Origin of the sequence: Pedobacter frigidisoli (genome assembly GCF_032678525.1) — a bacterium.
Lineage (GTDB): Bacteria > Bacteroidota > Bacteroidia > Sphingobacteriales > Sphingobacteriaceae > Pedobacter > Pedobacter frigidisoli_A.
This window is the reverse complement of sequence record NZ_JAVTSE010000002.1, coordinates 459,419-481,579: the sequence shown is the minus strand read 5'-3', so window position 1 is coordinate 481,579 and position 22,161 is coordinate 459,419. Positions and strand designations below refer to the sequence as shown.

At 39.6% G+C, this 22,161-nt stretch carries 23 protein-coding genes; 6 read left to right on the top strand and 17 right to left on the bottom strand.

Annotation, left to right across the window (positions count from 1 at the left end):
* The first annotated feature begins 79 nt into the window (after positions 1 to 79).
* Positions 80 to 850 carry a succinate dehydrogenase/fumarate reductase iron-sulfur subunit gene (locus R2Q80_RS07090; RefSeq protein ID WP_047799971.1) on the top strand — a complete coding sequence of 257 codons (771 nt, stop codon included), beginning with the start codon at positions 80 to 82 and terminating at the stop codon, positions 848 to 850.
* Between the two features lie 472 nt (positions 851 to 1,322).
* Here R2Q80_RS07090 and R2Q80_RS07085 read toward each other — a convergent pair whose 3' ends face one another.
* From R2Q80_RS07085 to R2Q80_RS07050, 8 genes are all read right to left on the bottom strand, one after another.
* Entirely contained in the window at positions 1,323 to 2,048 is a 726-nt protein-coding gene (locus tag R2Q80_RS07085) for an energy transducer TonB (protein WP_316798928.1), read from the bottom strand.
* Positions 2,049 to 2,067: 19 nt separating this feature from the next.
* On the bottom strand, positions 2,068 to 2,715 hold the full coding sequence (locus R2Q80_RS07080; protein WP_316798927.1) for a TonB-dependent receptor: 648 nt from the start codon (positions 2,713 to 2,715) through the stop codon (positions 2,068 to 2,070).
* A gap of 11 nt (positions 2,716 to 2,726) precedes the next feature.
* Positions 2,727 to 4,445 carry a TonB family protein gene (locus tag R2Q80_RS07075; RefSeq protein ID WP_316798926.1) on the bottom strand — a complete coding sequence of 573 codons (1,719 nt, stop codon included), beginning with the start codon at positions 4,443 to 4,445 and terminating at the stop codon, positions 2,727 to 2,729.
* On the bottom strand, positions 4,442 to 4,819 hold the full coding sequence (locus R2Q80_RS07070) for a BlaI/MecI/CopY family transcriptional regulator (RefSeq protein WP_316798925.1): 378 nt from the start codon (positions 4,817 to 4,819) through the stop codon (positions 4,442 to 4,444). The genes R2Q80_RS07075 and R2Q80_RS07070 overlap by 4 nt, the downstream gene beginning before the upstream one ends.
* Before the next feature lie 198 nt (positions 4,820 to 5,017).
* Positions 5,018 to 5,653: a response regulator transcription factor gene (locus R2Q80_RS07065; RefSeq protein ID WP_316798924.1), complete on the bottom strand. Its 636-nt coding sequence runs from the start codon at positions 5,651 to 5,653 to the stop codon at positions 5,018 to 5,020.
* Between the two features lie 4 nt (positions 5,654 to 5,657).
* A complete protein-coding gene (locus tag R2Q80_RS07060; RefSeq protein WP_316798923.1) occupies positions 5,658 to 6,305 on the bottom strand; it encodes a sensor histidine kinase in 648 nt (215 codons plus the stop codon).
* Positions 6,306 to 6,409: 104 nt separating this feature from the next.
* Entirely contained in the window at positions 6,410 to 7,060 is a 651-nt protein-coding gene (locus R2Q80_RS07055; protein WP_316798922.1) for a hypothetical protein, read from the bottom strand.
* A 5-nt stretch (positions 7,061 to 7,065) separates the two neighbouring features.
* Positions 7,066 to 7,443: a hypothetical protein gene (locus tag R2Q80_RS07050; RefSeq protein WP_316798921.1), complete on the bottom strand. Its 378-nt coding sequence runs from the start codon at positions 7,441 to 7,443 to the stop codon at positions 7,066 to 7,068.
* A gap of 276 nt (positions 7,444 to 7,719) precedes the next feature.
* Here R2Q80_RS07050 and R2Q80_RS07045 point away from each other — a divergent pair, with 276 nt between their 5' ends.
* A complete protein-coding gene (locus R2Q80_RS07045) occupies positions 7,720 to 7,953 on the top strand; it encodes a response regulator transcription factor (protein WP_316798920.1) in 234 nt (77 codons plus the stop codon).
* A gap of 79 nt (positions 7,954 to 8,032) precedes the next feature.
* On the opposite strand, the gene R2Q80_RS07040 is transcribed toward R2Q80_RS07045, so the two are convergent.
* From R2Q80_RS07040 to R2Q80_RS07025, 4 genes are all read right to left on the bottom strand, one after another.
* Positions 8,033 to 9,604 (bottom strand): M28 family metallopeptidase, encoded by a 1,572-nt coding sequence (locus tag R2Q80_RS07040; protein ID WP_316798919.1) that lies wholly within the window; start codon positions 9,602 to 9,604, stop codon positions 8,033 to 8,035.
* A 121-nt stretch (positions 9,605 to 9,725) separates the two neighbouring features.
* Positions 9,726 to 10,526, bottom strand: coding sequence for an ABC transporter permease (locus tag R2Q80_RS07035; protein ID WP_316798918.1), 801 nt, complete (start codon positions 10,524 to 10,526; stop codon positions 9,726 to 9,728).
* 1 nt (position 10,527) lies between these two features.
* Positions 10,528 to 11,436 carry an ABC transporter ATP-binding protein gene (locus R2Q80_RS07030; RefSeq protein ID WP_316798917.1) on the bottom strand — a complete coding sequence of 303 codons (909 nt, stop codon included), beginning with the start codon at positions 11,434 to 11,436 and terminating at the stop codon, positions 10,528 to 10,530.
* A gap of 6 nt (positions 11,437 to 11,442) precedes the next feature.
* Positions 11,443 to 11,694: a hypothetical protein gene (locus R2Q80_RS07025; RefSeq protein ID WP_316798916.1), complete on the bottom strand. Its 252-nt coding sequence runs from the start codon at positions 11,692 to 11,694 to the stop codon at positions 11,443 to 11,445.
* Positions 11,695 to 11,929: 235 nt separating this feature from the next.
* Here R2Q80_RS07025 and R2Q80_RS07020 point away from each other — a divergent pair, with 235 nt between their 5' ends.
* Together R2Q80_RS07020 and R2Q80_RS07015 are read left to right on the top strand one after the other, a co-directional pair.
* Complete coding sequence (locus R2Q80_RS07020) at positions 11,930 to 12,955, top strand: sensor histidine kinase (RefSeq protein WP_316798915.1); 1,026 nt, start codon at positions 11,930 to 11,932, stop codon at positions 12,953 to 12,955.
* Positions 12,956 to 13,008: 53 nt separating this feature from the next.
* A complete protein-coding gene (locus R2Q80_RS07015) occupies positions 13,009 to 13,758 on the top strand; it encodes a LytTR family DNA-binding domain-containing protein (RefSeq protein WP_316798914.1) in 750 nt (249 codons plus the stop codon).
* A 35-nt stretch (positions 13,759 to 13,793) separates the two neighbouring features.
* Here the strand turns inward: R2Q80_RS07015 and R2Q80_RS07010 are convergent, their stop codons facing one another.
* Genes R2Q80_RS07010 through R2Q80_RS07000 form a run of 3 tightly spaced genes read right to left on the bottom strand, consistent with a single transcriptional unit; the run spans position 13,794 to position 17,680 of the window.
* Complete coding sequence (locus tag R2Q80_RS07010; RefSeq protein WP_316798913.1) at positions 13,794 to 14,531, bottom strand: lysophospholipid acyltransferase family protein; 738 nt, start codon at positions 14,529 to 14,531, stop codon at positions 13,794 to 13,796.
* Positions 14,532 to 14,579: 48 nt separating this feature from the next.
* Positions 14,580 to 15,134, bottom strand: a complete 555-nt coding sequence (locus R2Q80_RS07005; RefSeq protein ID WP_316798912.1) for an NUDIX hydrolase — start codon at positions 15,132 to 15,134, stop codon at positions 14,580 to 14,582.
* A 59-nt stretch (positions 15,135 to 15,193) separates the two neighbouring features.
* Positions 15,194 to 17,680, bottom strand: a complete 2,487-nt coding sequence (locus R2Q80_RS07000; protein ID WP_316798911.1) for a TonB-dependent receptor domain-containing protein — start codon at positions 17,678 to 17,680, stop codon at positions 15,194 to 15,196.
* A gap of 258 nt (positions 17,681 to 17,938) precedes the next feature.
* Here R2Q80_RS07000 and R2Q80_RS06995 point away from each other — a divergent pair, with 258 nt between their 5' ends.
* Both R2Q80_RS06995 and R2Q80_RS06990 read left to right on the top strand, forming a co-directional pair.
* Positions 17,939 to 18,865, top strand: a complete 927-nt coding sequence (locus R2Q80_RS06995; RefSeq protein ID WP_316798910.1) for an NAD(P)-dependent oxidoreductase — start codon at positions 17,939 to 17,941, stop codon at positions 18,863 to 18,865.
* Positions 18,866 to 18,948: 83 nt separating this feature from the next.
* The gene (locus tag R2Q80_RS06990) at positions 18,949 to 19,128 is read left to right on the top strand and encodes a hypothetical protein (RefSeq protein ID WP_047799987.1); all 180 of its coding nucleotides are present in this window, start codon (positions 18,949 to 18,951) and stop codon (positions 19,126 to 19,128) included.
* Between the two features lie 52 nt (positions 19,129 to 19,180).
* Here R2Q80_RS06990 and R2Q80_RS06985 read toward each other — a convergent pair whose 3' ends face one another.
* Both R2Q80_RS06985 and R2Q80_RS06980 read right to left on the bottom strand, forming a co-directional pair.
* Complete coding sequence (locus R2Q80_RS06985; RefSeq protein WP_316798909.1) at positions 19,181 to 19,852, bottom strand: NAD-dependent epimerase/dehydratase family protein; 672 nt, start codon at positions 19,850 to 19,852, stop codon at positions 19,181 to 19,183.
* A gap of 104 nt (positions 19,853 to 19,956) precedes the next feature.
* On the bottom strand, positions 19,957 to 22,083 hold the full coding sequence (locus R2Q80_RS06980; RefSeq protein ID WP_316798908.1) for a S9 family peptidase: 2,127 nt from the start codon (positions 22,081 to 22,083) through the stop codon (positions 19,957 to 19,959).
* Positions 22,084 to 22,161: the final 78 nt, after the last annotated feature.

Genomic DNA, 22,161 nt, shown 5'->3' with positions numbered 1-22,161 from the left:
GTTAACAGGATCAGGTATTAAGGTCTAAATCCAAACTTGACACCTGACACTGAATACTTGATACTTAAATCTCAATATCATGAGTACAGGAAATATGAACTTAACGCTGAAAGTATGGCGTCAAAAAAATAACAATACCAAAGGTGCTTTGGTTGATTATAAATTATCTGGTATTTCACCTGATATGTCTTTCTTGGAAATGTTCGATGTGTTAAACGAACAATTAATCAATACAGGCGAAGAACCGGTAGTATTTGATCACGATTGCCGTGAAGGAATCTGCGGGATGTGCTCCATGTTCATCAACGGCCGTCCGCATGGCCCTAAAGATCTGGTTACTACCTGCCAGTTACACATGCGTTCATTCAAAGATGGTGATACCATCGTTGTGGAACCATGGAGAGCAGCTGCATTTCCGGTAGTTAAAGATTTAACCGTAGACCGTTCTGCTTTCGATAGGGTAATTTCTGCTGGTGGTTTTATTTCGGTAAACACTGGTAATGCCCAGGACGCGAATAACCTGCCCATCCCTAAAATGCAGGCTGATGCTGCTTTTGAAGCTGCCGCGTGTATTGGTTGTGGTGCTTGTGTGGCTACCTGTAAAAATGCCTCGGCAATGTTATTTGTATCTGCAAAAATTTCCCAGCTGGCATTATTGCCTCAGGGCCAGCCAGAGCGTTACCGCCGTGTACAAAGTATGGTTGCACAAATGGATGCTGAAGGATTTGGTAACTGTACAAATACAGGTGCTTGTGAAGCAGAATGTCCGAAAGGCATTTCACTTGAAAACATTGCCCGTATGAACCGCGATTTTGCTACCGCTAAATTCATCTCTGAAGAGACGGTTTAAAAGACATACTGTGCATTCCGGGAAACCGGAATTCTTAGGCCTCAAACTTTGTTTGGGGTCTTTTTATGCCGGTGTTTTTAAACTTCGTTAACGTTGTTGTTTAAAGATCGTTCCTGTAATATTCCTGCAATTGAAAAGATTCGAAACATTTATTATTTCCAGGCGAAAGATTTTATAAGTGCAGGTGCCAAAATAAAAGTTTGCGAAACCCATAATTTTCTTATGTTAGCATATTATAAAATTTCAGTTATTGAAATTTTATTTCGTAACATTTGTATATACGTTAAAAAATTTATATTTTTAGTCTTCCGAGACAGGAGATAAAGCATAAAACCCCGGCAATTTTTGCTGGGGTTTTGTGCTTGATGCTGTTCGCGAATCCTGGCTTCACGACTAATATAAGTCCCGACAACTGATCCTGATTTGCATGAACAGCAGTTGAGATAACGAGCGTATGGTTTAGTTAAAATATCTAACTCAAAGTGAAATTGATCGGAAGCGTGTATTGCACTTTCACTACTTTTCCATTCTGTATAGCAGGATTCCATCTTGGAGATTTCTTAATCACCCTCAGCGCCTCTGCGTCCAGTTCTTTAGTGATGCCCCTGGTAACTTTTGCATTGGTTATGGTACCGTCTTTCTCTACGGAAAAGGCTACAAACACTTTTCCCTGCATTTTATTTTTAACTGCGATAGCAGGGTATTTGATATTTTTAGCCAGGTATGAATACAACTTCTCTGGTCCGCCTGGAAATTCGGTTGGTTTATCAGGAGAGCTGTTCAGCGCTTTTTTCTGCTGACCATTGTCATTCAGATTGAAATTCACATTGATGTTGTATTTTACCCTTACCGGTTTACCTTTAATTAAACCCGGGTTCCAGTTTGGTGATTTACGGATTACCCTGATGGCCTCCGCATCTGTTTCCTTGCTCAGGCTTCTGGTCACTATAACATCGTTTAACGCGCCGTTTTTCTCGACAATAAACGATACAAAAACCTTCCCTTGTGTTTTGCTTTTTTGTGCCGCCTCCGGATACCTGATTTCTTTACCTAAATAGTCGTAAAATTTTGCGATCCCCCCGGGATACTCCGGGATCTTTTCTACTGAAGTGAAGTCAACAGGTTTGTCTTGTGCCCTGACGGAATTTAATTGCATAGCGAGGCCCGTTAGGGCTAAAATCATTAGCTTTCTCATCATTTAAAAATTAAATTGTTTATTACTTTTGTTTCGTGGCGTTTTTTTTCGTGGTAATAATTACAACGCCGTTTTTAGTGTTTCCGGAATACTGCTTTGCTGTATTTGCATCTTTAATCACGGTTACAGATTCAATAGTGTTCTGGTCTAGTTTTTCAATGCCCGAAACCTCTCTTCCGTCGACAACATAAAGTGGCTGTGCCTTTTTATCGTTATCCTTAAGAAGAAGAAACCTTTTGGCAGCCGCATCAACGTTCAAGGGGGTACTTCTGTTAGCACTTCCATTTGGCTTAATAAAGAATCCGCTTACTTTCCCGTTTAACATTAAGCTGGAGTCGGGCTTAAGGTTTCCTTTGCCTTTTGGGATAATATATGTCCCCTTTGTTTTGACTTCAATAACGCCACCAAATCCCTCACTGCCATATTTCATTAATGCTGTGCTGTCTTTTAATATGTTGATGGATTCAATCGCATTTGGGTCGATTTCCGAAAGCGATCCCGTTCCGCGGAAATATTGCTTATTTCCATCGATTACAATCAGCGGCTGTGGTTCTATGCCTGCTGCGGTGCCGCGCAATCTAATTGTTGTATTTGTGGTGCTGTCCGCTTTCTGTGCAAAGCCATATAGGACAGTTCCAAGCATTAAACTAAGGGTGATGATCTTTTTCATGTTGTCAGTTTTTAAAACTTTCTCTGAATATTTAGTATGGTTGATGGCTTGTCGATGGTGAGCTCTTGCGTATCAGGTTTTCTGAATAGGTTATTAGTGGTTGATTTAGTTGTGATGATAATTGCACCTGCTTTTGCCTTCAGGCCATAGAGGTTTATTGCACTCTGATCTTTAAGTACCGATACAGATTCGACATTATTTGGGTTGATACCGGATAATGTTGAATTGTCCTGAAGTTTCACACCATCAACTACAATGATTCCCGGAAAATCCTTTCCGCTTTTTAAAGTTAAATTTTTCCCTTCTTTTACCGGAGCCTTTGGAGTTTCACTATCCGTTAAGGTGAAGTTCACGTTAATGTTATACTTTACCCTTACCACCATGCCATCTTTTACTCCAGGATTCCAACGAGGGGACTCGTTTAATACCCTTACCGCTTCCTCGTCTAAACCACTCCCCAGGCCACGGGTAACCATCACATCACTGATGGAACCATCTTTTTCGACAATAAATGAAAGAAACACTTTCCCCTGTACATTTTTTTCCTGTGCCAGTTCAGGATAACGGATTGTTTTGCTCAGGTATTCATAAAATTTCCTAATTCCTCCGGGATATTCCGGCTGCTTGGTAATAGATACAAAGTCGTAGATTTTTTTATCCGTTTCATTAACAGCTTCTCCTTTTATTACCGGACTGACGTCATTTGTATTGATATCGGTTGAAGTTAAAACTTCGGAGGTTTTCGACATTGTTGCCTTTTCCGCCAGGGTATTTCTGTTACCTTTAATTTTAAGTGCTTCAGATGCCTGCTGGCTTACTTCCTTTGCCGGTTGTGACACGATTTCCTGAACAAGTTCGATTGGTTTGTCCATAGGAATCTGATCGGTAAATAAGATTAGTTCCTCGTTTTTCCTTACAGTGGCCGATGAGAAAACAATCAGGATTGCAAAGAGTGGTATTGAAATACCGTATTTGATAACGGCTATTTTTTTTGACCTTTCTTTCTGAAGCATAAATATGCGTTTCTTGATCAATGATTTATTAAAGAAGCCATTTGTTAGTGCGTTGGGTGAAATGCCGAAAGACTGGCTCAAAATCAGCATAGCATAGGCTGCTTTGTCGCCCTGATAATCAGCTGCCAATTCATCTGCTAGAAATTCATGTATATTTTTAATCGATTTCTTATAAAGATAAATAATTGGGTTCAGCCAGGTAATCACACCGAGGATTTCAAAGAAGAGGATATCCAAGGTGTGCAGTTGTTTTACATGGGCTTCTTCATGAATATCGATTACATTTTTTTGGGGCAGGTTTACATCTACCACCTTCCTTGTTAAAAAAGAAAAAGCCGACCCTGTTTTGGCAGTCCGGATAGATTTTTTTACCAGAACCAGATTAAACACTAACCTACATAAGAAAAACACAATACCCGCACAGTATAAATAAACGAAAACATTTCCCCAGTTTAAGCCGGTATTGTTGTCGCTTATTATAGTGGCTTGCTGAAGTACGGCTTGCCAGTTTACCGAAGTGTATACCTGTTGTGCAGCTTTTTGTTCTGTAAGCCATTCTAAACGAATAAACGGAATACAGATTGACAAGATGCCTGCGCCAACCAGAAAAAAGCGGTTTAGCGTAAAATAGGTTTCACGATCCAGTAACAACTTATAAAAGCCGTAAAAAACAATTAGATATAAGTTTACTTGCAGTAGGTAGTGGGCAAAACTCATTTTGGACTGTTTTTAATTTTATTAATCATTTTTAAAATCTCATCTACATCACCTAAATCCAACTTTTCTTCTTTAACAAAGAATGAAAACATACTCTCTACAGAATTCTCGAAATAGTTTCCTAAGAGTTTTTCTGTTGCATGTCGTTTATACTCCTCTTTACTGATTAGCGGATGATACTGATGCGCTTTTCCAAATGCCTCGTGACCAATGAAGCCTTTTGTTTCCAGTATCCTGATGATTGTCGACACCGTATTGTAAGCCGGCTTTGGTAAAGGAAGTTCGTCTATAACTTCTTTAACAAACGCTTTTTCTAATTGCCAAAGCACTTGCATAATCTGCTCTTCTGCCTTGGTTAAATCTTTAATTTCCATAATAATTCTGTAATAAGGATAGGGCAATAAATATTGCTTAACTAAAATTAAAACTAATTATTTAGTTAAACAAATGTTTTAACATTTTTTTGTTGTAAAGATGCTGTATGACAACCTTTAGCTTAAAAATACGTGTACAGTAAGGTGTAAGATTAAAAAATGTCCCGGGATTGCGAAAGTGAAGAATAAGATTTTACGCTAAATGGAAATGATCTGGTGCTTAATTCCATACACCACCAGCCCGGTACGGGATTTGATATTTAATTTTGCAAATAATGATTCCCGATAGTTGTCGACCGTTCTGGGACTTACGTTCATTAAATCTGCAATTTCCTTATAGGTAAGCTCTGTACTGCAGTGCTGCAAAAAAGTAAGCTCTCTGGCTGTAAAAGTGGTCTTGTCTACTTCCTTTAGCGCGACCAGTAATCTGCCAGAAACCACCTCATTTACAAAGAAACCTTTTTCTACTACAACTTTAATGGCATTTAATAATTCCAAGGGCGTAGATTCTTTAAGCATGTAGCCTCCTGCTCCTGCTTTAAGCATTGCGATGATGGCTTTTTCTTCTTCAAGCATACTTAAAGCCAGCACGTGGACTTTAGGATAATTTGTCTTCACCCATTTTGTTGCCGCATAACCATCCATCACCGGCATGTTAATGTCCATTAGAACAATATCAATATCTGGCTGATTTACGATCTTCTTTTGTAAATCTACGCCATTGACTGCCTGAAACCTGATGTCAATTTCATCAAATTCTTCCAGTAAATTGGCTAATCCTGAACGGAAAAGCGTATGGTCATCAACAATGGCGATAGAGATAGTGGACTGCATAAAACTATGGATAAGGGATTTCGATCAAAATGGATGTGCCTTGGTTGGGAGACGAAGTTAAATTTAATTGACCATTAATCATCTCAATTCTTTTATAAATAGAATTAAGTCCCATTCCCGACTTATTATCATTCTCTACCTCGAAACCTATTCCGTTTTCTTTAACGTTTAAAAACAAAATACCATCTTTAAAGTAGCTTTCAATATCGATGACCGTGGCCTGAGCATGTTTAATAATGTTATTGATCACTTCCTGGAGTAGACGCAAAATAATCAGGTCTTTATCAGGTGAAGTTCCGGAATAGCCGAGAAGCTGATTATTTACCTTTAGTTCATAGACACCGGATTTACTCAGCCAGTTGATTTCCTGCTCAATGGCATGACCTATACCGTTGGCAACAATTTGCTCGCCATGAAGCAATTTAGCAAGTTCGCGTAATTCTTTAATGGAGTTGTTCACGAAACCCAATGAATTTTCGATTTTTTTTTTCGCCTTTTCCAAATTGGAGAGATCAACAGAATTAAGTGTCAAAGTGGTTAAACTTAATAATTGGCCTACGTTATCATGTAATTCTGTGGCAATGCTTTGCATGGTTTGATCCTGTACCTCAATACGGGTTTGAAGAATTTCTGAATCAAAATTCTGCTTCATAGCCGTTTTCTCCAGCGCGTGATTTTTTCGGTACTTAATGCTAATTTTGACATAAAATACCAAAATTAAAGGCATTAGTAAGAAGATTAAAGAAGATATGACGACTAGGATTGTAATTTGCGTTGTTTGCTCCTGCATATAAATGAATAAGCTAAAATGCTGTAAAATATAATATTAAGAACAGTGAAAATCCAGTTTCTCAGGGAATTTCCTTTAACCATGATAGATGTAAAAAGCTCATGGAATAAATTAGCGGTAGTTGTGCCAAAGTAAAAAAACAGTACACCAGTAACCCACCAAAACTCCGGGTTTGTATTGATGTCCATAATCGCGTTATCTGTCAGTACGAAATAATAATAATAACAGCAATAAAGCATAATTAAAGCAGATAATACCCCGCCTGCCCATGAATTGTAGGTCATAATGCCATGCATGAGGAAAAAGACTATCCAGAGCGAATAAAATATAACCAATCCAATGATGATTATTTTCTTTGGATTGGTATATACTTTCAAACAATGATATATGCCTGCACTGATCAGCGCACCCTCAAACAGGGTATAAATATTATAGACGAAGAGATTGTTGTGAAATGTTTTTGCGGCCCAGCGCGCTACAACCAACTCGGTGAGGCATACCAGAAACATATAAGTTAATGAAACTCTCCAGAGCGGTTTTTTATCTGTCCTAACGGTTGCCAAAGCAGTCAAAAAGCACAATAACTCTAAGAAAGTAGTAACCCTCAGACCGAACATATTTACTATAAATTAGTTCCTTCGCAAACTGGAGGACATGACTCTCCCTTGTTTTCAATATCTCCGAGGTCATCCTGATGTTCTTCTTCATCTCCGTAGCCACCGGTAATACCAGAAAGCGTCGGCACTAACAAAACGGTATTTCTTCCCAGATATTCTTTAGGAACCCCATCTAAAGAATTGGCGGTATACTGTCCGAAATAAATACGGAGACCATCATGTTTTCCATTTTCAATGCTTTTGGCAATCCTAAGGATCTGGTCGGCAGGGAACCATACTGCTTTAGTGTAGCTGGCTAAACCTGCTGCTTCTTCAGTGTATGCGGCTACCATTTCTTTTGCAATGTCTGCAGGTACATTTGTGAGCGTTTTTTCCTCATTCATAAAATTGGGATAGTTTGTTTGGGTTAAAAATCGATAATTTAAAATGCTTAAGCAAGTATTTTTAGGAAATTGTAATACCGTAAAAATACCCTTGTACAAAGGGTGCTTTCTGCCTGACAATGTAAAATGGCAATACTTAATTTTGGTATATCAATTACGGCTAACAACTGTTCCTGATCAGAAATCAAGTCTATCTCCCTATTAGTGGATATCCATCAATGCCGGAATAAACGCAATTTCTGCTGAAATAAAAAGTTGCCTGTCTCAAACAACCAAATGATGATTAATAGTATTCTGCTCAGGGAGAACCACAGTAACATTAGCGAGAGAGAAGTTGAAATAGTACATCTGCTGTCTATGGGTTACAACAGTAAAGAAATTGGTGAAATGTTATACATCAGTGAACATACGGTGAACACCCACAGAAGAAATATGGTTAGAAAGCTTGATTTAAAAAACTCTTATCAGCTTATCGTATGGGCTTTTAAAGAGCGAATTCTCTCTTTCTGATAAAAATACACACATTAACGCAAAGCCTCTCAAATCATGAAGCCTGCTTTTGATTCATCAAAAAGCAGGCTTCTGTGTATTATGGCCTCGCTGGTTGCGGGACAGGTAATTCCTTTCTCGGAATCTGTGCCTCACGCTGAGCGGTGTTATAAACAAATGAGGCAATGATAGTGGCCGATTGTTTCAAGTCATCTTCAACCAATCTATCGTAGGTATCCATATTGCTATGATGGGTACGCGTGTTGTAATCTGCCGGATCCTGAATGAACTGGAATCCTGGAATACCTACTGCATCAAATGCCTGATGATCTGTACCACCTGTATTGTTCACGGTAACTGTTCCTGCACCAAGATCGTTAAAAGGGCTCAACCAGCTTTGAAAGATGGGCCCGGCTTCCGCATTGCCTTGTAAATATATTCCCCGTATTTTTCCAGTTCCATTATCCAGGTTATAATAAGCGGATATCTTTTTTTGCTCTGGCTTAAGTTCCATTGTTTTTGGATCACCAAAATGGGTGTTGACATAACCTCTTGATCCATACAAGCCCTGCTCTTCTGAGCTCCACAATGCAATCCGGATTGTACGTTTCGGTTTAAAATCAATCGCTTTTAAAATTCTCATCGCTTCCATCATCACGGCCGAACCTGCCGCATTATCGGTAGCACCAGTAGCTGCATGCCACGAATCAAAATGTGCACCAATCATAACCACTTCGTCCTTAAGCTTTTTATCTGTTCCCGGGATTTCTGCAATTACATTGTAGCCCTTCGGATCCTGATCATAAAACGATGTTTTAATTTCTGCTTCCAGCTCTACCGGTTTACCTGCGCGTAACAAACGTAAAATGTGCAGGAAATCTTCAGCAGCTACTTCAAGTTCCGGTGAAACCGGTTTAGCATCTAAAGCATAAGAAGCACCGTTACTGGTAAAAAACGTTCCCTGTCCACCTCTGGCATAGGTAAGGATCAGGGCTACTTTTTCTTCTAATAACATGGCACTCATGGCTGCCCTTACTTCTCTCATTTTCATCATTTGTGCCATCCGGTCGGCCATTGGTCCTCCTGCTGGCCGTTGCCTGCCTGCGCCTGCGGCCGCCGGCTTTGCGGCTGCCATCTGTGCTAATGTAGAATCAGCATAACGTGAAAAATCGGCTTTAACCCCGCTTGGCAAGGCCGCACCCTGATCCATCATCACAATTTTTCCCGCTAACTTTCCTTTATATTTTGCCAGGTCAGCAACACTATCTGCCTTGATTAGTACCACCTCAGATTTAATCGGGCCGTTGGTGCCTGGTGTCCATGCTTTAGGCGAAGCAATAATCGGGTGGTAAAACGGAGCTGTTGTAGCAGCATAATACTTATCAACCTGCCATCCTTTTCCAAAGGTTCCCCAGCTTTCTAAATGAGCATTTTTCAGCCCCCAGTCAGTTAATTGTTTTACAGCCCAGTCCTGTGCCCGTTTTAGTCCCGGTGAATTAGATAAACGCGGCCCAGCAACATCGGTTAAATTAAAAGCAATATCCATCACTTTTGAATTTTCTAACCCCGTAGTCCGTATTTTCTTTACTATTGCTGCGTCTGGAACATCTTGTGCAAAAGCAGAGAGACAAAGGCTCATGGCCAGTGCCGGCATTATAAATTTTTTAATCATATTCTAGAATTGTTGGTTGTTTGATTACTCTAAAATACGGTTAAACCAGGCGTTACATGATTTACCATGATATTTTTACAAATTTCCGGCTGTTTTTTCTGTAAGAGATGAATTGATGAGGCTATTTAACGCTTTTTCTGGTTACGATAAAGTATCCGAGCACGAATAATACCACTGCGTAAACTAAACTGGTGTAGATTTCTTGTGTAAAGATTTCGAAGTCGGCAGGGTTTGAAAGTTTTTTGGCTGCCGTGCTGCTGTTCAGTACCAATGAGGGATGGCTGTAGGGGATTAAGTAAGCATATTTCCAGCCTACGTTTCCGGTGATGATGCCCATGATGGTACCAATGAAGCCTATACCCATTGGTTTCAGGAAATCGCCCCAAATTAAACTCAGGACGAACTGAATGGATAGAATGCCCAGTGACGACAAGAATAATTTAAAGTAGAATTTCGATAAGAGCAGCGATGGATCATATTGGTTGAAGCTATATTTTGGTACAAATACCTGCAGTAGATGTCCAAACGCTAAAGTTAGTCCCCCAAATAGCAGCAGGCAAATGAATATCAGTATTACGCCATACAGATATTTAGCGGTGTAGATTGAAAACTTATTTAACGGCTGTGCGAAAAGTGTTTTCCAGGTATCATTTTTATGCTCGATGTTATTGACTGAAAAAGCCATAAAGATCACGTAGAATGGCAAAATTAATACCCCCATTACACCCAGTGCAGCACCAATATACCGAAGCCATAGCAGTAAGGGAGGGTAGTGTTGAGCCAAAACTTTTTCAGCTCCTGAATAAAAGCCGAAAGAAATCAGTCCGCAAACAATGACCGGTAACAGAATGGCAGCCCAGAAGGCTAATGTTTTTTTCGATTTATAAAATTCCGATAGCAGTGATATGAATAATGAGCGCATCTTAGTTTTGTTGAGTAATATCCAGAAAGAGGTTTTCAAGGTCTTTGCGTTGCTGATAAAGGCTACTTACCGTGAATCCGTTTTCAATCAATAAGGTATTGATTTCACCACTTTGATTCGATGAGATAAATGGTAAAGTGATCATTTTATCGGTGTTGCCAACAATCTTAAAACCTGCCTTAATTAAGAATGTTCTGGCTTTCTCCACCTGATCAATTTCTATTTCAAGTAATGGTTTGCTTAATAAATGTAGTTCGCTGATTGTACCCTGAAACAATAGCTGGCCTTTATTTATGATTCCAACGTGTGTTGCCGTGCGTTCAATTTCAGCTAGCAAGTGGCTGGAGACGAGTATTGTTTTATGGTGTCTGGTAGAGAGTTCAATCATCAGGTTCCTGATTTCAATGATACCATTGGGATCAAGTCCGTTCGTAGGTTCATCCAGAAGCAATAATTCCGGATCCGATACCAGGGCAAGTGCAATGCCCAGGCGTTGTTTCATTCCCAGGGAATACTTTCCTGATTTTTTATTGGCTGCTTCCGTTAGCCCTACCAACTCAAGCATTTCATTCGCCTTCACTTTGGGAATGCCTAATAGCATACATCGGTTGATCAGATTTTCCTTGCCCGTTAAGTGTGCGTAAATTGCTGGCTGCTCTACAAGCGCGCCCATCTTTTTTAAGCAGGCAATGCGGTTGTGGTTAATTTCTTTTCCAAAAATAAAAACCTGATCGGCTGGCGACCGAAGCAGGTTTAATAAGAGTTTTATAGTTGTGGTTTTACCAGCACCATTTGGTCCGAGGAAGCCATAAATACTTCCTTTTGGCACTTGTAGCGACAAGTCTTTAACAATGGTTTGGTTACCAAAGTTGAAATTCAAGCCAACAGTTTCGATCGCGTAATTACCCATTGCTTATTAAAAAAGAGCAGTGGCTTGTTTTACGATTGCTGTAGAAGTTTTAGCTGGCTTAACTACTATTTCATCATTTTGATTCGTATTAACAGTAAGCGTTAATATAATCATCATAAATACTGGAACTAATAAAAGTAAAAATGGCGATGTGTTGGCTAACTTTTTCATAATCTTTTTTTCTATTGTTGAGGCGGTTAAACGATCTTCAGCAATCATCACTGTACTTAAGGTATGGTTTACTGTCGCTGTTTTCATGGTTGTTATCGTTTTGATGATTCAAAGGAACAGAATGAAAACTACCTGCTAAAATGTATTATACCAAGTGTTCAAGATTCTAGATCAACAGGCTTTTTTGGCGTTGGTCGATAAAATTTGCCATTTGGACGGTTGGTAGAAAAAAAATGCCCGTTGGTAGATTGTTTGCTTTTAAAAAGGGAAAGTTTATTTACTTTGGAGGCAAGGAAGCGATAAGCTGAAGTTGAATATTAAAATGAAAGAAGAAAAAGGAGCATTAATTTTACATAGTATTTTTTGGAGTGTTGTAGTCGCAGCTGCTATTACAATTGTCCTTACCACTGGTTCTGAAATTACCCTTAAAAGAGAGTTGATTTCATTTGGCCTTTTCGGAATTCTAAATGTTTCTATTTTTTATATTAACTACATTTTTCTTATACCACTACTGATCAAGAAAAGGAAAAAGTATTGGTTGTATCTTGTTGCATTTTTCTTTGCTATCATAATTGTTGCGTTTCTTAAAACTGTAATCGCTGTCCTGAATCCGAAAGATATGATGATCATTAGGGATGAAAAAGTTGCCTATACAGTGAATCAGTATTTCTTTGGGAAAGCATTTTTGGCTGGATTTTTTATGGTCAGCAGTTGTATTATCAAGTTCACTGTCGATTGGTTCTCCCGCGAACGTATTCAACGCAACCTCGAAAGTGAACGCCGCGAAATGGAGCTGCAGTTTCTAAAATCACAGCTTAACCCACATTTTTTGTTCAATTCGCTGAATAACATTTATTCGTTGGCCTATCAAAAATCGGATAAAACAGCTGATGCGATCATGAAACTTTCTGAGATTATGCGTTACATGATTTATGAGAGCAATACGCCTACCGTATCACTGAGTAAAGAAGTAGATTATCTAACCAACTATATTGAACTTCAAAAAATCCGGTTTAAAGATGGAGCATTTATTGAGCTTACGCTTAACGGAGAGATAGATGATCAGAAGATTGTTCCCCTGATGCTCATTTCATTTGTAGAAAATGCTTTTAAACATGGGGTGGTAACGGATCCTGAAAACCCGGTGAAGATCAATATCATTGCCAACCAAAAGATTTTGCATTTCAGTGTCATCAATAAAAAGAACCAGCAGAACAAGGATGCACAAGGTGGTGTTGGCTTAACAAACGTTGAACGCAGATTACAGCTGATTTATCCCGACAGATATAAATTAAATGTTGTAAATTCGGCTACTCATTATACCTGTGAACTCATGATTGACATTTAATGCTGCAGATATTTACAGCGTTAAAAACAACCGATATTAACAATTAACCTAAAATGAACCTAAACTGTATTGTTGTTGACGATGAGCCTTTAGCGCTCGACATCCTGGAAGACTATATATCAAAAGTACCCTTCCTTACTTTAGTAAAAAGATGTGAGAACCCCATTGAAGCGCTTCAGATTGTTCAGGCAGGTGGGATTGACCTGGTTTTTCTGGATATTCAAATGCCGGAGCTGACGGGTATTCAGTTTCTTAAAATTGCCGGAAATAAAACACACTACATTTTAACAACAGCCTACCCGCAATACGCATTGGAAAGTTACGATCTTAATGTGTCCGATTATTTATTAAAACCCATCGCTTTCGACCGGTTTTACAAGGCTGTAGAAAAAGTACATAAACAGGCTAAACCTGCCGATACTCCCGCAAGCGTAGCGCAGCCAATTGTAACGCCAGCTCCTTTCTCGGGTTCACCCAATCCAGTTCAGGATTATATTTTCGTTAAAACGGAGCACAAAATTCAAAAAATCTACCTACATGATATTCTGTATATAGAAGGGTTGAAAGATTACATTTCTATTTTTACCAAAGAAGAACGGGTAATTACCCTTCAGAGTATGAAGAAAATGGAGGAGGCCCTGCCCAGCAGTCAGTTTATCCGGGTGCACAAATCTTATATTGTAGCTGTAGATAAAATAGAAAGTATTGAACGTAGCCGCATTACCATTTGCGATAAAATCATCCCGGTTGGCGATACCTACCGCGATGAATTTTTTAAAGTGATTGGTAATAAAAATATCTAGATTTGGGACTAAGACCTGGGTGAGTAAGATCAATATTATACTTGGCCCAAAACCTTTCTGATTTCTGATTCAACCTCGAGGGTAATCTCATTAGCCGTTTTACCTTCAGGCTCAATGGGCTGTAGAACGGTCCATTTTAAGGCATTGCCGGTAGTAAGCGGAAACATTCCGAATCTCACAATCTTCCATGAATTTTCAATGGCGATGGGCACTACCAATGCGTTTGGAACAACCTTTAATATGGTTGCTATGCCCCCAAACTGAAATGTTTTTACCTGTCCGTCTTTTGCTCTCGTACCTTCAGGAAAAATAACTGTACTCCAGTTATTTTCTTTCATTCTGCGGCCGAGTTTTATTATTTCAGAAATAGCCTGTTTATTGTCTTTTCTGTCAATATTAGCGCCTCCACCTAAACGCAGGTTAATCGAAATTGAAGGAATCCCTTTAGCCAGTTCTATCTTTGAGATGAACTTAGCACTGTGCTTTCTCAGAAACCATATTAACGACGGGATATCGTACATACTCTGGTGGTTTGCGGCGAAGATGATCGGCCTGTTGGTAGGGAGATCATATTTGTTTTTAAAGCTAATGGAGTTAAAAAGAAAAAACTGACAATAGGTGAGGCAAAAATTCAGGAGATCTACCGATACTTTATGAGCTTTGTAACCGAAAGCCTTATGGCAAATCCATTGAATGGGATGAAAGATACATAAGCTTAATCCGAAGAAAAAATAGAATATGGGGCTTAGAATATAGCCAAAAAATTTGCTCATAAAAATTAACTTAACCGCAAAGATAGCAACTATTCTTTTTTGCCAATATCATATCTCTCCATTTAAAATCATGATTTTAGCTTTTAGAATCGCAGCAACACTCATAGAATCGGTAATCTGCCCGCTCAGTACCATTTGATAAGCCTCGTTAAAACTAATCTTTTTTATGGTTAGCTGTTCAGTTTCCTCGGGCATGGCGATTCCCTGGGTTAGGCCGGTAGCCACGTAGATGATGGACAACTCATCACTTACCGAATTGGATAAATGCATGCGCTGAATCTCTCTCCAGTTTTCGGCACTTATCCCTGTTTCTTCGAGAAGCTCGCGTTTTGCACTTTCCATTGGCTCCTCATGAAACGGCCCTCCTCCTTCAGGGATCTCCCAACTGTAAGCTTTTAAAGGGTAACGGTATTGGCCAACCAGCCAGGTATTATAATTCTCGTCCAAAGGCAGTATCCCTATCGCAAGATTTTTAAAATGTACCTCGCCATAGATTCCTTTTCCACCCGAAGGGTTGAGTACCTGGTGTTCCGTTAGCCGAATCCAGTTGTTATCATATTTAACTTCACTTGCTAAAGTTTTCCAGGGGTTACTATCTTCCATGCTGCAAGGTAGTGAATTGAAAAAGGCGTTTAAAACATTTTAAACGCCTTTAATTTTAATTAGAATGAACCTTCATCAGGCCTGTTGTCCTGCTGATCGTCTTTTTTCTTTTTGGCAGCGGTAAAGGTTGTCTTTCCGAAGCGATAAGAGAACGTCAGACTACCCATTGTTCCCTGCATCTGGCGTTGGAAATCAACAATGGTAAAATTGTCTTCAGTTGTCATACTCCACCTGCGGGTATTGAATACGTCTCTCACATTGAAACTTAGGGAAGCTTTTTTATTCGGGAAGTCGTATTTGGCTCCACCATCTATCCCATACATCGCATTACGTTTTCCTTGTGCCATCACTTCAGGCGCACGGTAGTCACCTCTTACCTGTAATGAAACATTTTTAACCACTGTCAGATTACCGGTTAAGTTTGCGTTCCAGCTGAATCCACTACTTGAAGCAATGTTAAATCTGCTGTCTCCTGCAAATTTAGCCTGATAAAGGTTTACGTTAGTCGTAAAGTTCAAAGCCTTAATCAGATCGAAACGCCCAATTAACTCCAAACCTGAATTAATCTGGTTTGATAAGTTTTGGGGAGTCGAAGTAGTGATTCCACTAATCGCTGTAGTTCTTACCCTTTGGATCACATCGTTAGTCCGGCGATAGTATAAACTTGAAGTCAGCGTTACTTTCTTCCAGTACTTGCTATAGCCTAACTCAAAAGAGTGCACGTCCTCAGGTAATAAGTTCGGATTACCTCCCCGGTAGTTATAGGGTTCAGAAACATCCAGAAATGGATTTGTATCCCATGGACGCGGACGGTTAACGCGTCGTGTATAGCTCAATTGCAGCTGATTATCACCCTTTAACTTTTGGGTTAAGAATACGCTGGGATAAAGTCTTTTGTAATGGATATTTCCATCACTTCCTGTTAACACGTTATTGGTGTAACCTTCCAGGTGGGTATCCAGCCTTGCATCTTCAGCACGTAATCCCAATTGATAACCAAAATCTTTAATCTGATTCTGGTAGTTCAAATAAAGGGCATGCACCTGATCTTTACTGTCAAAATCATTGATCAGGGAATTATTTCTTACTACCACACCAGTATTGGTTAAGAGTGCATCTGCGAATTGGTTGTTGTTACCCAAACGAATCTGACTTCTATATCCTGCCTCGACTTTTCCGGCCTTACCCACTGGCAGACTATAATCTGTTTGAATGTTATAGTTGGTATTATCGCCCGTATTATACACCCGTTGCAGGGATAAATTTTCATTCATTTCTACACCATTCCGATTTGTCGTGGTGGTGCTATAGAACTGATCGCTGTTATTTGTCCCGTGCGAATAGCCAAAATTAAAAGTTAGTTCCTCTTTTGGCTTGCTGAACTTTTGCACATAATCCAGATTCAGGTCGTAACTACTACCATACCCTTCCGTAGTATTTTTGCGGTTACTTAATTCAACAGGTGCCCTTGTTTTACCTAGTTGTCTGATGTCAAGCTGATCATTTCTTTCATTTTCTCTTGAATTAAAACCACCGGAAAAACTTAATACACTCTTTGGCGCCAGGTAGTAGTCAATACCAGCTTTGGCATTATGTCCTTTGTCCAGGGAATTGGAAACTGTATTTTGATATAAATATTTTGCAGGAAGACTATCACTTTTATAAAAAATATCCTGATATCCACCACCTACGCGGTTTCCATAACGGTAACCATAGTTTCCATACAAATTGATTTTGCTGTTCTGGAAGCTTAGGTTGGTATTGGCGTTATAGTTATCACGGTTACCAGCCGTTAATGCAACTGAACCGTTAAGACCCAGCTTAGTATTCTTTTTCAGAACGATATTAATGATACCCGATTGTCCTTCTGCATCATATTTTGCCGATGGATTGGTGATTACCTCTACGCTTTCGATTGAGCTTGCCGGGATTGACTGCAGGATTTGCGCAACGTTTCCGCCGGCAATTAAAGAAGGTTTTCCATCTATTAATACTTTCACACCTGTAGAACCACGTAAACTCACATTACCGTCCATATCAGTTGAAACTGAAGGAACGTTCTGAAGTAGATCCCCCGCCGATCCACCTTCGCTGATTACACTCTGATCTACAGAAAAGATTTTTTTATCAATTCCCATTTGCATACCCGACTTTTGGCCGGTTACGGTAACTTCACTCAGGATATTGCCCTTTGCCGAGTTCATCTTAATGTCGCCAAAATTTAATGTACCCGTTGATGCCGTAATATTTACGTTATCCCTAACCATGGTTTGGTAACCTACGTAACTAATTTTGAAGGTAAATGTACCGGCAGGCAGATCGGCCATGGTAAATGCTCCGTTTACATCTGTTTGTGAAACTTTGGCATTTTTACCTGTAGACTTATTGATTAAAACTGCTGTGGCAAATGGAATAGTTTCTTGTGTTTTGGCGTCTTTTAATACGCCGGTAATTTTTGCTTTCCCACCATTTTGGGCGAAAAGACTTAGCGATAAACTTATAAAAAGAAGAATAAAGGGTATCGTACGCGATTGTAAAAGTCTCATTAAATAAAATATATGTGTGTGTTTTGTTATAAAGGGAGACAAAGTAACGGAGAGTTAGTTTAAATAAATGCCCGTAACTATTTTATTACAGCTATTTTATGGTAATATTTTCGTGAGTTTAAACAAGGTTTTCATATTTGAAAATCCCTTGTCATGTTTATTTAGGCACCATTCCAGGTCAACGGATTAATATCAGCAAAAAAACATTTTTAGCATTAAAGAGTTTAAAAACAGCTATAATGTTACTTTTGCTTTAGCATGAAAAAAATATTAATTGTTGATGACTTACATCCTTATTTTAAGGAACAGGCTATTGCTATGGGATACCATGTTGATGATGAACCTCAGATTACCCGTCAGCAAACCTTAGCTAAAATAAAAGATTATACAGGCATTGCTGTAAGAACAAAGTTCAGAATCGATGCAGAAGTTTTTGCTGCTGCTACGCAGCTTAAATTTGTTGCCCGTGCCGGAGCAGGACTGGATAATATTGACGATCAGATTGCTTTCGAAAGAAATATTGAACTCATTAATGCACCTGAAGGTAATTGTGATGCGGTTGGAGAGCATGCAACAGGCTTACTTCTATCACTGATGAATAACTTCCGCAAGGCGGATATGGAAATTCGAAATGGAATATGGGATCGCGAGGGAAACCGTGGATATGAGCTGAAGGGAAAAAAGGTTGGTATTATTGGCTATGGCTTCATGGGACAGAGTTTCGCCAAAAAACTTGCCGGCTTTGAAGTCGACGTGATGGCTTACGATAAATATAAAACAGGCTTTTCTGATGCCTTTGCGCGCGAGGTGAGTATGGAGGAAATTGTAAAACATTGCGACGTGCTCAGTTTGCATATTCCTTTGACTACTGAAACCAGGCAAATGGTAGATGAGGAATACTTCTTCCACTTTAAAAAGCCAATTTTCTTTATCAACACTGCACGAGGAGAAATTGTGAACACAACGGCGGTACTCGGTGCTTTGGCCTCTGGTAAAATTTTAGGTGCAGGTTTGGATGTTTTACAAACTGAGAAATTTCCTGCACTGCAGGAAGCTGACTGGTATGATGAGTTAAAAAAGAATGAGAAAGTCATTTTAACGCCACATGTGGGAGGGTGGACCTTTGATTCTTACCGTAAAATTTCTGAAGTATTGGCTGAAAAGTTAAGTGGTCTGAATTTCTAGCTTACAGAAATAATTCAAACTTATCTTAAACAGATTGGTTAATATAATAGCGCTCGTTATTGAAAACTTAAAACGATCATGTTATGAAAAACGTAAGCACACCAAAAAACAACCCTACGGTTCAGGGAAGTTCAATTGCAGACAGAGCCAATCACGATGTTAAGGTTGATAAAAAAGTTCAAGGGATAACCAACGGCGGCGGTCAGCGGTCAGATCAGACTTCGAATAAAGACAACCAACGTAAATACGATAACAAAAAGTAATAGATGATGTAGGATGGATGATTTAAAACCGTCCATCTTACCTCTTTTTTTTCTACTCTCCTGCCAATTGTATAATCTCCTTACCTTCAACAACTTTTCTTTCGTTGTTATGGCTTAACACATTGATCATGGCGTTGCCCAGTTCCTGCATCGTACAAAATCCGTTTGCCGAAATTGCCCTGCCAATTGGAAACATCCAGTTAATATATTTATAAAATTTGTGCGCATACTTCTGCTCCTTAATGGGTTTAATAAAACCGGGCCTGAAATTAAATACTTGCTCAAAAGGAAGCTTCATTAAATCATTTTCAGTTTTCCCTTTTACTTTCTGCCAGTTTAAGCGGCCATTTGCATTAGTGCCGCTTCCCGAAACATAACAGAACGTCATATCCGGATTTAACCTGCTCAATGTTTCTGCAACATGTAAGGTAAGTGTATAAGTCATTTTATAATAAACATCGTCAGCAGCACCTACAGAGGTAATTCCTAGGCAAAAAAAGCATGCATTGTAACCGCTTAGCTGGCTTTCAATAGATGAAAAGTCGAAGAAATCAGTATGTATAATTTCTTTAAGTTTAGGATCTGCGTAACCGCAGGGTTTGCGGTTAATTACCAGTATTGAATCTACCTCAGAACTTTTCAGGCACTCGATTAAAACCCCTTCTCCAACCATTCCTGTAGTTCCGGTGATGATGACGTGATTCGGCTTTCTTGTTTTTCCCATGAAATAAGTTTTAAACATTAACTCTTAAAGTTAAGCTTTGTTTCAATCTCACTAACATAGACGATGCAAAAAAAAAGGATAGCCTTTCGAGCTATCCTTCAAACTTATCTTGAGCCTTTCATCTGATAATCCTTTGGTGGTTCGGCACCCAGCAAATGCTGCACAAAATAATCCCACCTTCTGCGCATCATATATGGAGAATAGCTGCCATAGCCGTGTGCACTGTTGGGGAAAATAACCAGGTCAAAAGATTTATTTGCTTTTTCGAGGGCTTCAACTACCAATAGCGTATTATATGGAGGAACATTGTCGTCCATCAAACCATGCACCAGCATCAATTTGCCTTTCAAATTCTTCGCGTAATTTTGATTAGCCTGTGCATCATAGTCAGCATTTTCTAACAGGCCATTGTAGCGTTCGCCCCAATCGTCCTCGTAGTTTCTATTGTCGTGGTTTCCAGACTCGGAAATTCCAACCTTGAAGAAATCAGGGTAACGGAACATTGCTGTCGCGGTCGCAAATCCCCCGCCCGAGTGACCCCAGATGCCAACTTTGGTTGTATCTATCGGGTACTTTGCCGATAGCTGTTTAATTGCCGCAATCTGATCGGGCAGTGTGTTAACAGCCATGTTGCCATAACTCATATCGTGAAAGCTTTTCGAACGATCAGGGTTACTTGTTCCTTCAATTACCACTACAATAAATCCTAATTCAGCTAAAGCCTGGTGATCTCCTCTTGCGGCTGAGAACGACCAGCTGCCAACACTTCCACCTTGTGGGCCCGGATAAATGTAATCGATAACCGGATATTTTTTACCTGCTTCGATTTTAGTTGGCGTAAAAACCAATCCATAAATATCTGTCTTTCCGTCGCCGGCTTTTACCGATACCGGTGCAGGGGCTTTCCATCCTGTTGCAGTTAGCCTGGAAATGTCTGTTTTTTCAAGAGTAGAAACAAGTTTTCCATCGAGGCTTCGTAATACAGTCACCTGAGGGATATTGGGCTGTGAATAAGTATCGATAAAATATTTTTCCGAAGGTGAAAGGCTAATGCTATGGTTTCCTTCTTCGGGGTTTAAAAGCGTAAGGTTTTTGCCGTCAAAACCTACTTTATAAAAATGGCTGAAATAAGGATTTCCCTTCTCCCTCCCATTGGCCATAAAATAAATAGTGCGTGTTTTTTCATCTACCTTGATTAACTGACTTACCACCCAATCGCCTTTAGTAATCTGATTTTTAACTTTCCCTGTTGCGGCATCATACAGATAAAGGTGTCCCCAGTTATCCCGTTCCGAATACCAGATAATTTCTTTTGAAGAAGGAAGGTATCTCCAGTTGATTGCTCCTTGTCCTGATTCATACTGAGTCTTTACCGTTTCCTCAAAAACTTCACGTACAGCTCCGGTTGTAGCGTTTGCAATGCGGAACTTTTCATTTTTATGGTCGCGTGAGGTAGAAACAAATGCCACCTCCGATCCGTCTGCCTTCCAGTCGATATCGTCAAAGGTACCACTGCTGGAGATGTCATCACTTAAAGTTGCACGATGCTGATCAGGCGGGATATTAAGTGAGATTACCTTTGGCTGATCTACCTCAATGATTACCCTTCTAATCGTTGCAATTTCTTTATCGCCCGGCAATGGATATTTCCAGGCTTCCAGCTTTGGTGCACCCACATTTGTGGTAACCAGGTACATATCTTTCGAGTTGCGTTGGTCTTGCTGAAAAGTGGTAATCTTTTTCGAGTCGGGAGACCAGCGTACAATTGGCGCATCGCTATGTTTCCATCCGGCATTATCCGTTGCATAGCCGTAATCCTTTACACCATCTGTTGTTAACTGTGTTGTTTTTCCAGTAGCAACATCTTTTAAAAACAAGTTGTAATCTTTAATAAAAACGGCTTTCTTACCGTCAGGAGATAATTCTTCGTTGCGGCTTCTACGGCGTGGCGGCGCAGAAACACTTTTATATTCTGTAGTTAGTACCTTCGTTTTCGCTGCCGGATCAACCAAATAGGTCTGGACACCATTCTGGTTTCTGGTTACATACCAGAACTTATCATTTTCAAGCCAGTTCGGCGATACGCCAGGGTTATCTATGTACTTTGAAGTATTATAACCCATAAAACCTTCGGCATATTCATAGTCTTTTGCGGTCAAGGTTTTTTGCTGGGCATTGACGCCAATAGCTAAAGTACAAGCTATTGCGGTGAGCCAATATTTGTTCATCATTCGTTAGTTAATCTTAAAGGTAAAAATAACACTGTTTTACAAATAGGTGAGTATTAATCATGATACAAAAAAAGGGTC

Bases quoted from the DNA above. Each gene is read 5' to 3' on its own strand.
- R2Q80_RS07015 (WP_316798914.1), top strand. From the start codon at position 13,009: ATGAACCTAAACTGTATTGTTGTTGACGATGAGCCTTTAGCGCTCGAC.
- R2Q80_RS07050 (WP_316798921.1), bottom strand. From the start codon at position 7,443: ATGAATGAGGAAAAAACGCTCACAAATGTACCTGCAGACATTGCAAAA.
- R2Q80_RS07060 (WP_316798923.1), bottom strand. From the start codon at position 6,305: ATGAAGCAGAATTTTGATTCAGAAATTCTTCAAACCCGTATTGAGGTA.
- R2Q80_RS07075 (WP_316798926.1), bottom strand. From the start codon at position 4,445: ATGAGTTTTGCCCACTACCTACTGCAAGTAAACTTATATCTAATTGTT.
- R2Q80_RS07025 (WP_316798916.1), bottom strand. From the start codon at position 11,694: ATGAAAACAGCGACAGTAAACCATACCTTAAGTACAGTGATGATTGCT.
- R2Q80_RS07070 (WP_316798925.1), bottom strand. From the start codon at position 4,819: ATGGAAATTAAAGATTTAACCAAGGCAGAAGAGCAGATTATGCAAGTG.
- R2Q80_RS07040 (WP_316798919.1), bottom strand. From the start codon at position 9,604: ATGATTAAAAAATTTATAATGCCGGCACTGGCCATGAGCCTTTGTCTC.
- R2Q80_RS07055 (WP_316798922.1), bottom strand. From the start codon at position 7,060: ATGTTCGGTCTGAGGGTTACTACTTTCTTAGAGTTATTGTGCTTTTTG.
- R2Q80_RS07090 (WP_047799971.1), top strand. From the start codon at position 80: ATGAGTACAGGAAATATGAACTTAACGCTGAAAGTATGGCGTCAAAAA.
- R2Q80_RS07020 (WP_316798915.1), top strand. From the start codon at position 11,930: ATGAAAGAAGAAAAAGGAGCATTAATTTTACATAGTATTTTTTGGAGT.
- R2Q80_RS07080 (WP_316798927.1), bottom strand. From the start codon at position 2,715: ATGAAAAAGATCATCACCCTTAGTTTAATGCTTGGAACTGTCCTATAT.
- R2Q80_RS07005 (WP_316798912.1), bottom strand. From the start codon at position 15,134: ATGGAAGATAGTAACCCCTGGAAAACTTTAGCAAGTGAAGTTAAATAT.
- R2Q80_RS07010 (WP_316798913.1), bottom strand. From the start codon at position 14,531: ATGAGCAAATTTTTTGGCTATATTCTAAGCCCCATATTCTATTTTTTC.
- R2Q80_RS07035 (WP_316798918.1), bottom strand. From the start codon at position 10,526: ATGCGCTCATTATTCATATCACTGCTATCGGAATTTTATAAATCGAAA.
- R2Q80_RS06990 (WP_047799987.1), top strand. From the start codon at position 18,949: ATGAAAAACGTAAGCACACCAAAAAACAACCCTACGGTTCAGGGAAGT.
- R2Q80_RS07000 (WP_316798911.1), bottom strand. From the start codon at position 17,680: ATGAGACTTTTACAATCGCGTACGATACCCTTTATTCTTCTTTTTATA.
- R2Q80_RS07085 (WP_316798928.1), bottom strand. From the start codon at position 2,048: ATGATGAGAAAGCTAATGATTTTAGCCCTAACGGGCCTCGCTATGCAA.
- R2Q80_RS07030 (WP_316798917.1), bottom strand. From the start codon at position 11,436: ATGGGTAATTACGCGATCGAAACTGTTGGCTTGAATTTCAACTTTGGT.
- R2Q80_RS07065 (WP_316798924.1), bottom strand. From the start codon at position 5,653: ATGCAGTCCACTATCTCTATCGCCATTGTTGATGACCATACGCTTTTC.
- R2Q80_RS07045 (WP_316798920.1), top strand. From the start codon at position 7,720: ATGATGATTAATAGTATTCTGCTCAGGGAGAACCACAGTAACATTAGC.
- R2Q80_RS06985 (WP_316798909.1), bottom strand. From the start codon at position 19,852: ATGGGAAAAACAAGAAAGCCGAATCACGTCATCATCACCGGAACTACA.
- R2Q80_RS06995 (WP_316798910.1), top strand. From the start codon at position 17,939: ATGAAAAAAATATTAATTGTTGATGACTTACATCCTTATTTTAAGGAA.
- R2Q80_RS06980 (WP_316798908.1), bottom strand. From the start codon at position 22,083: ATGATGAACAAATATTGGCTCACCGCAATAGCTTGTACTTTAGCTATT.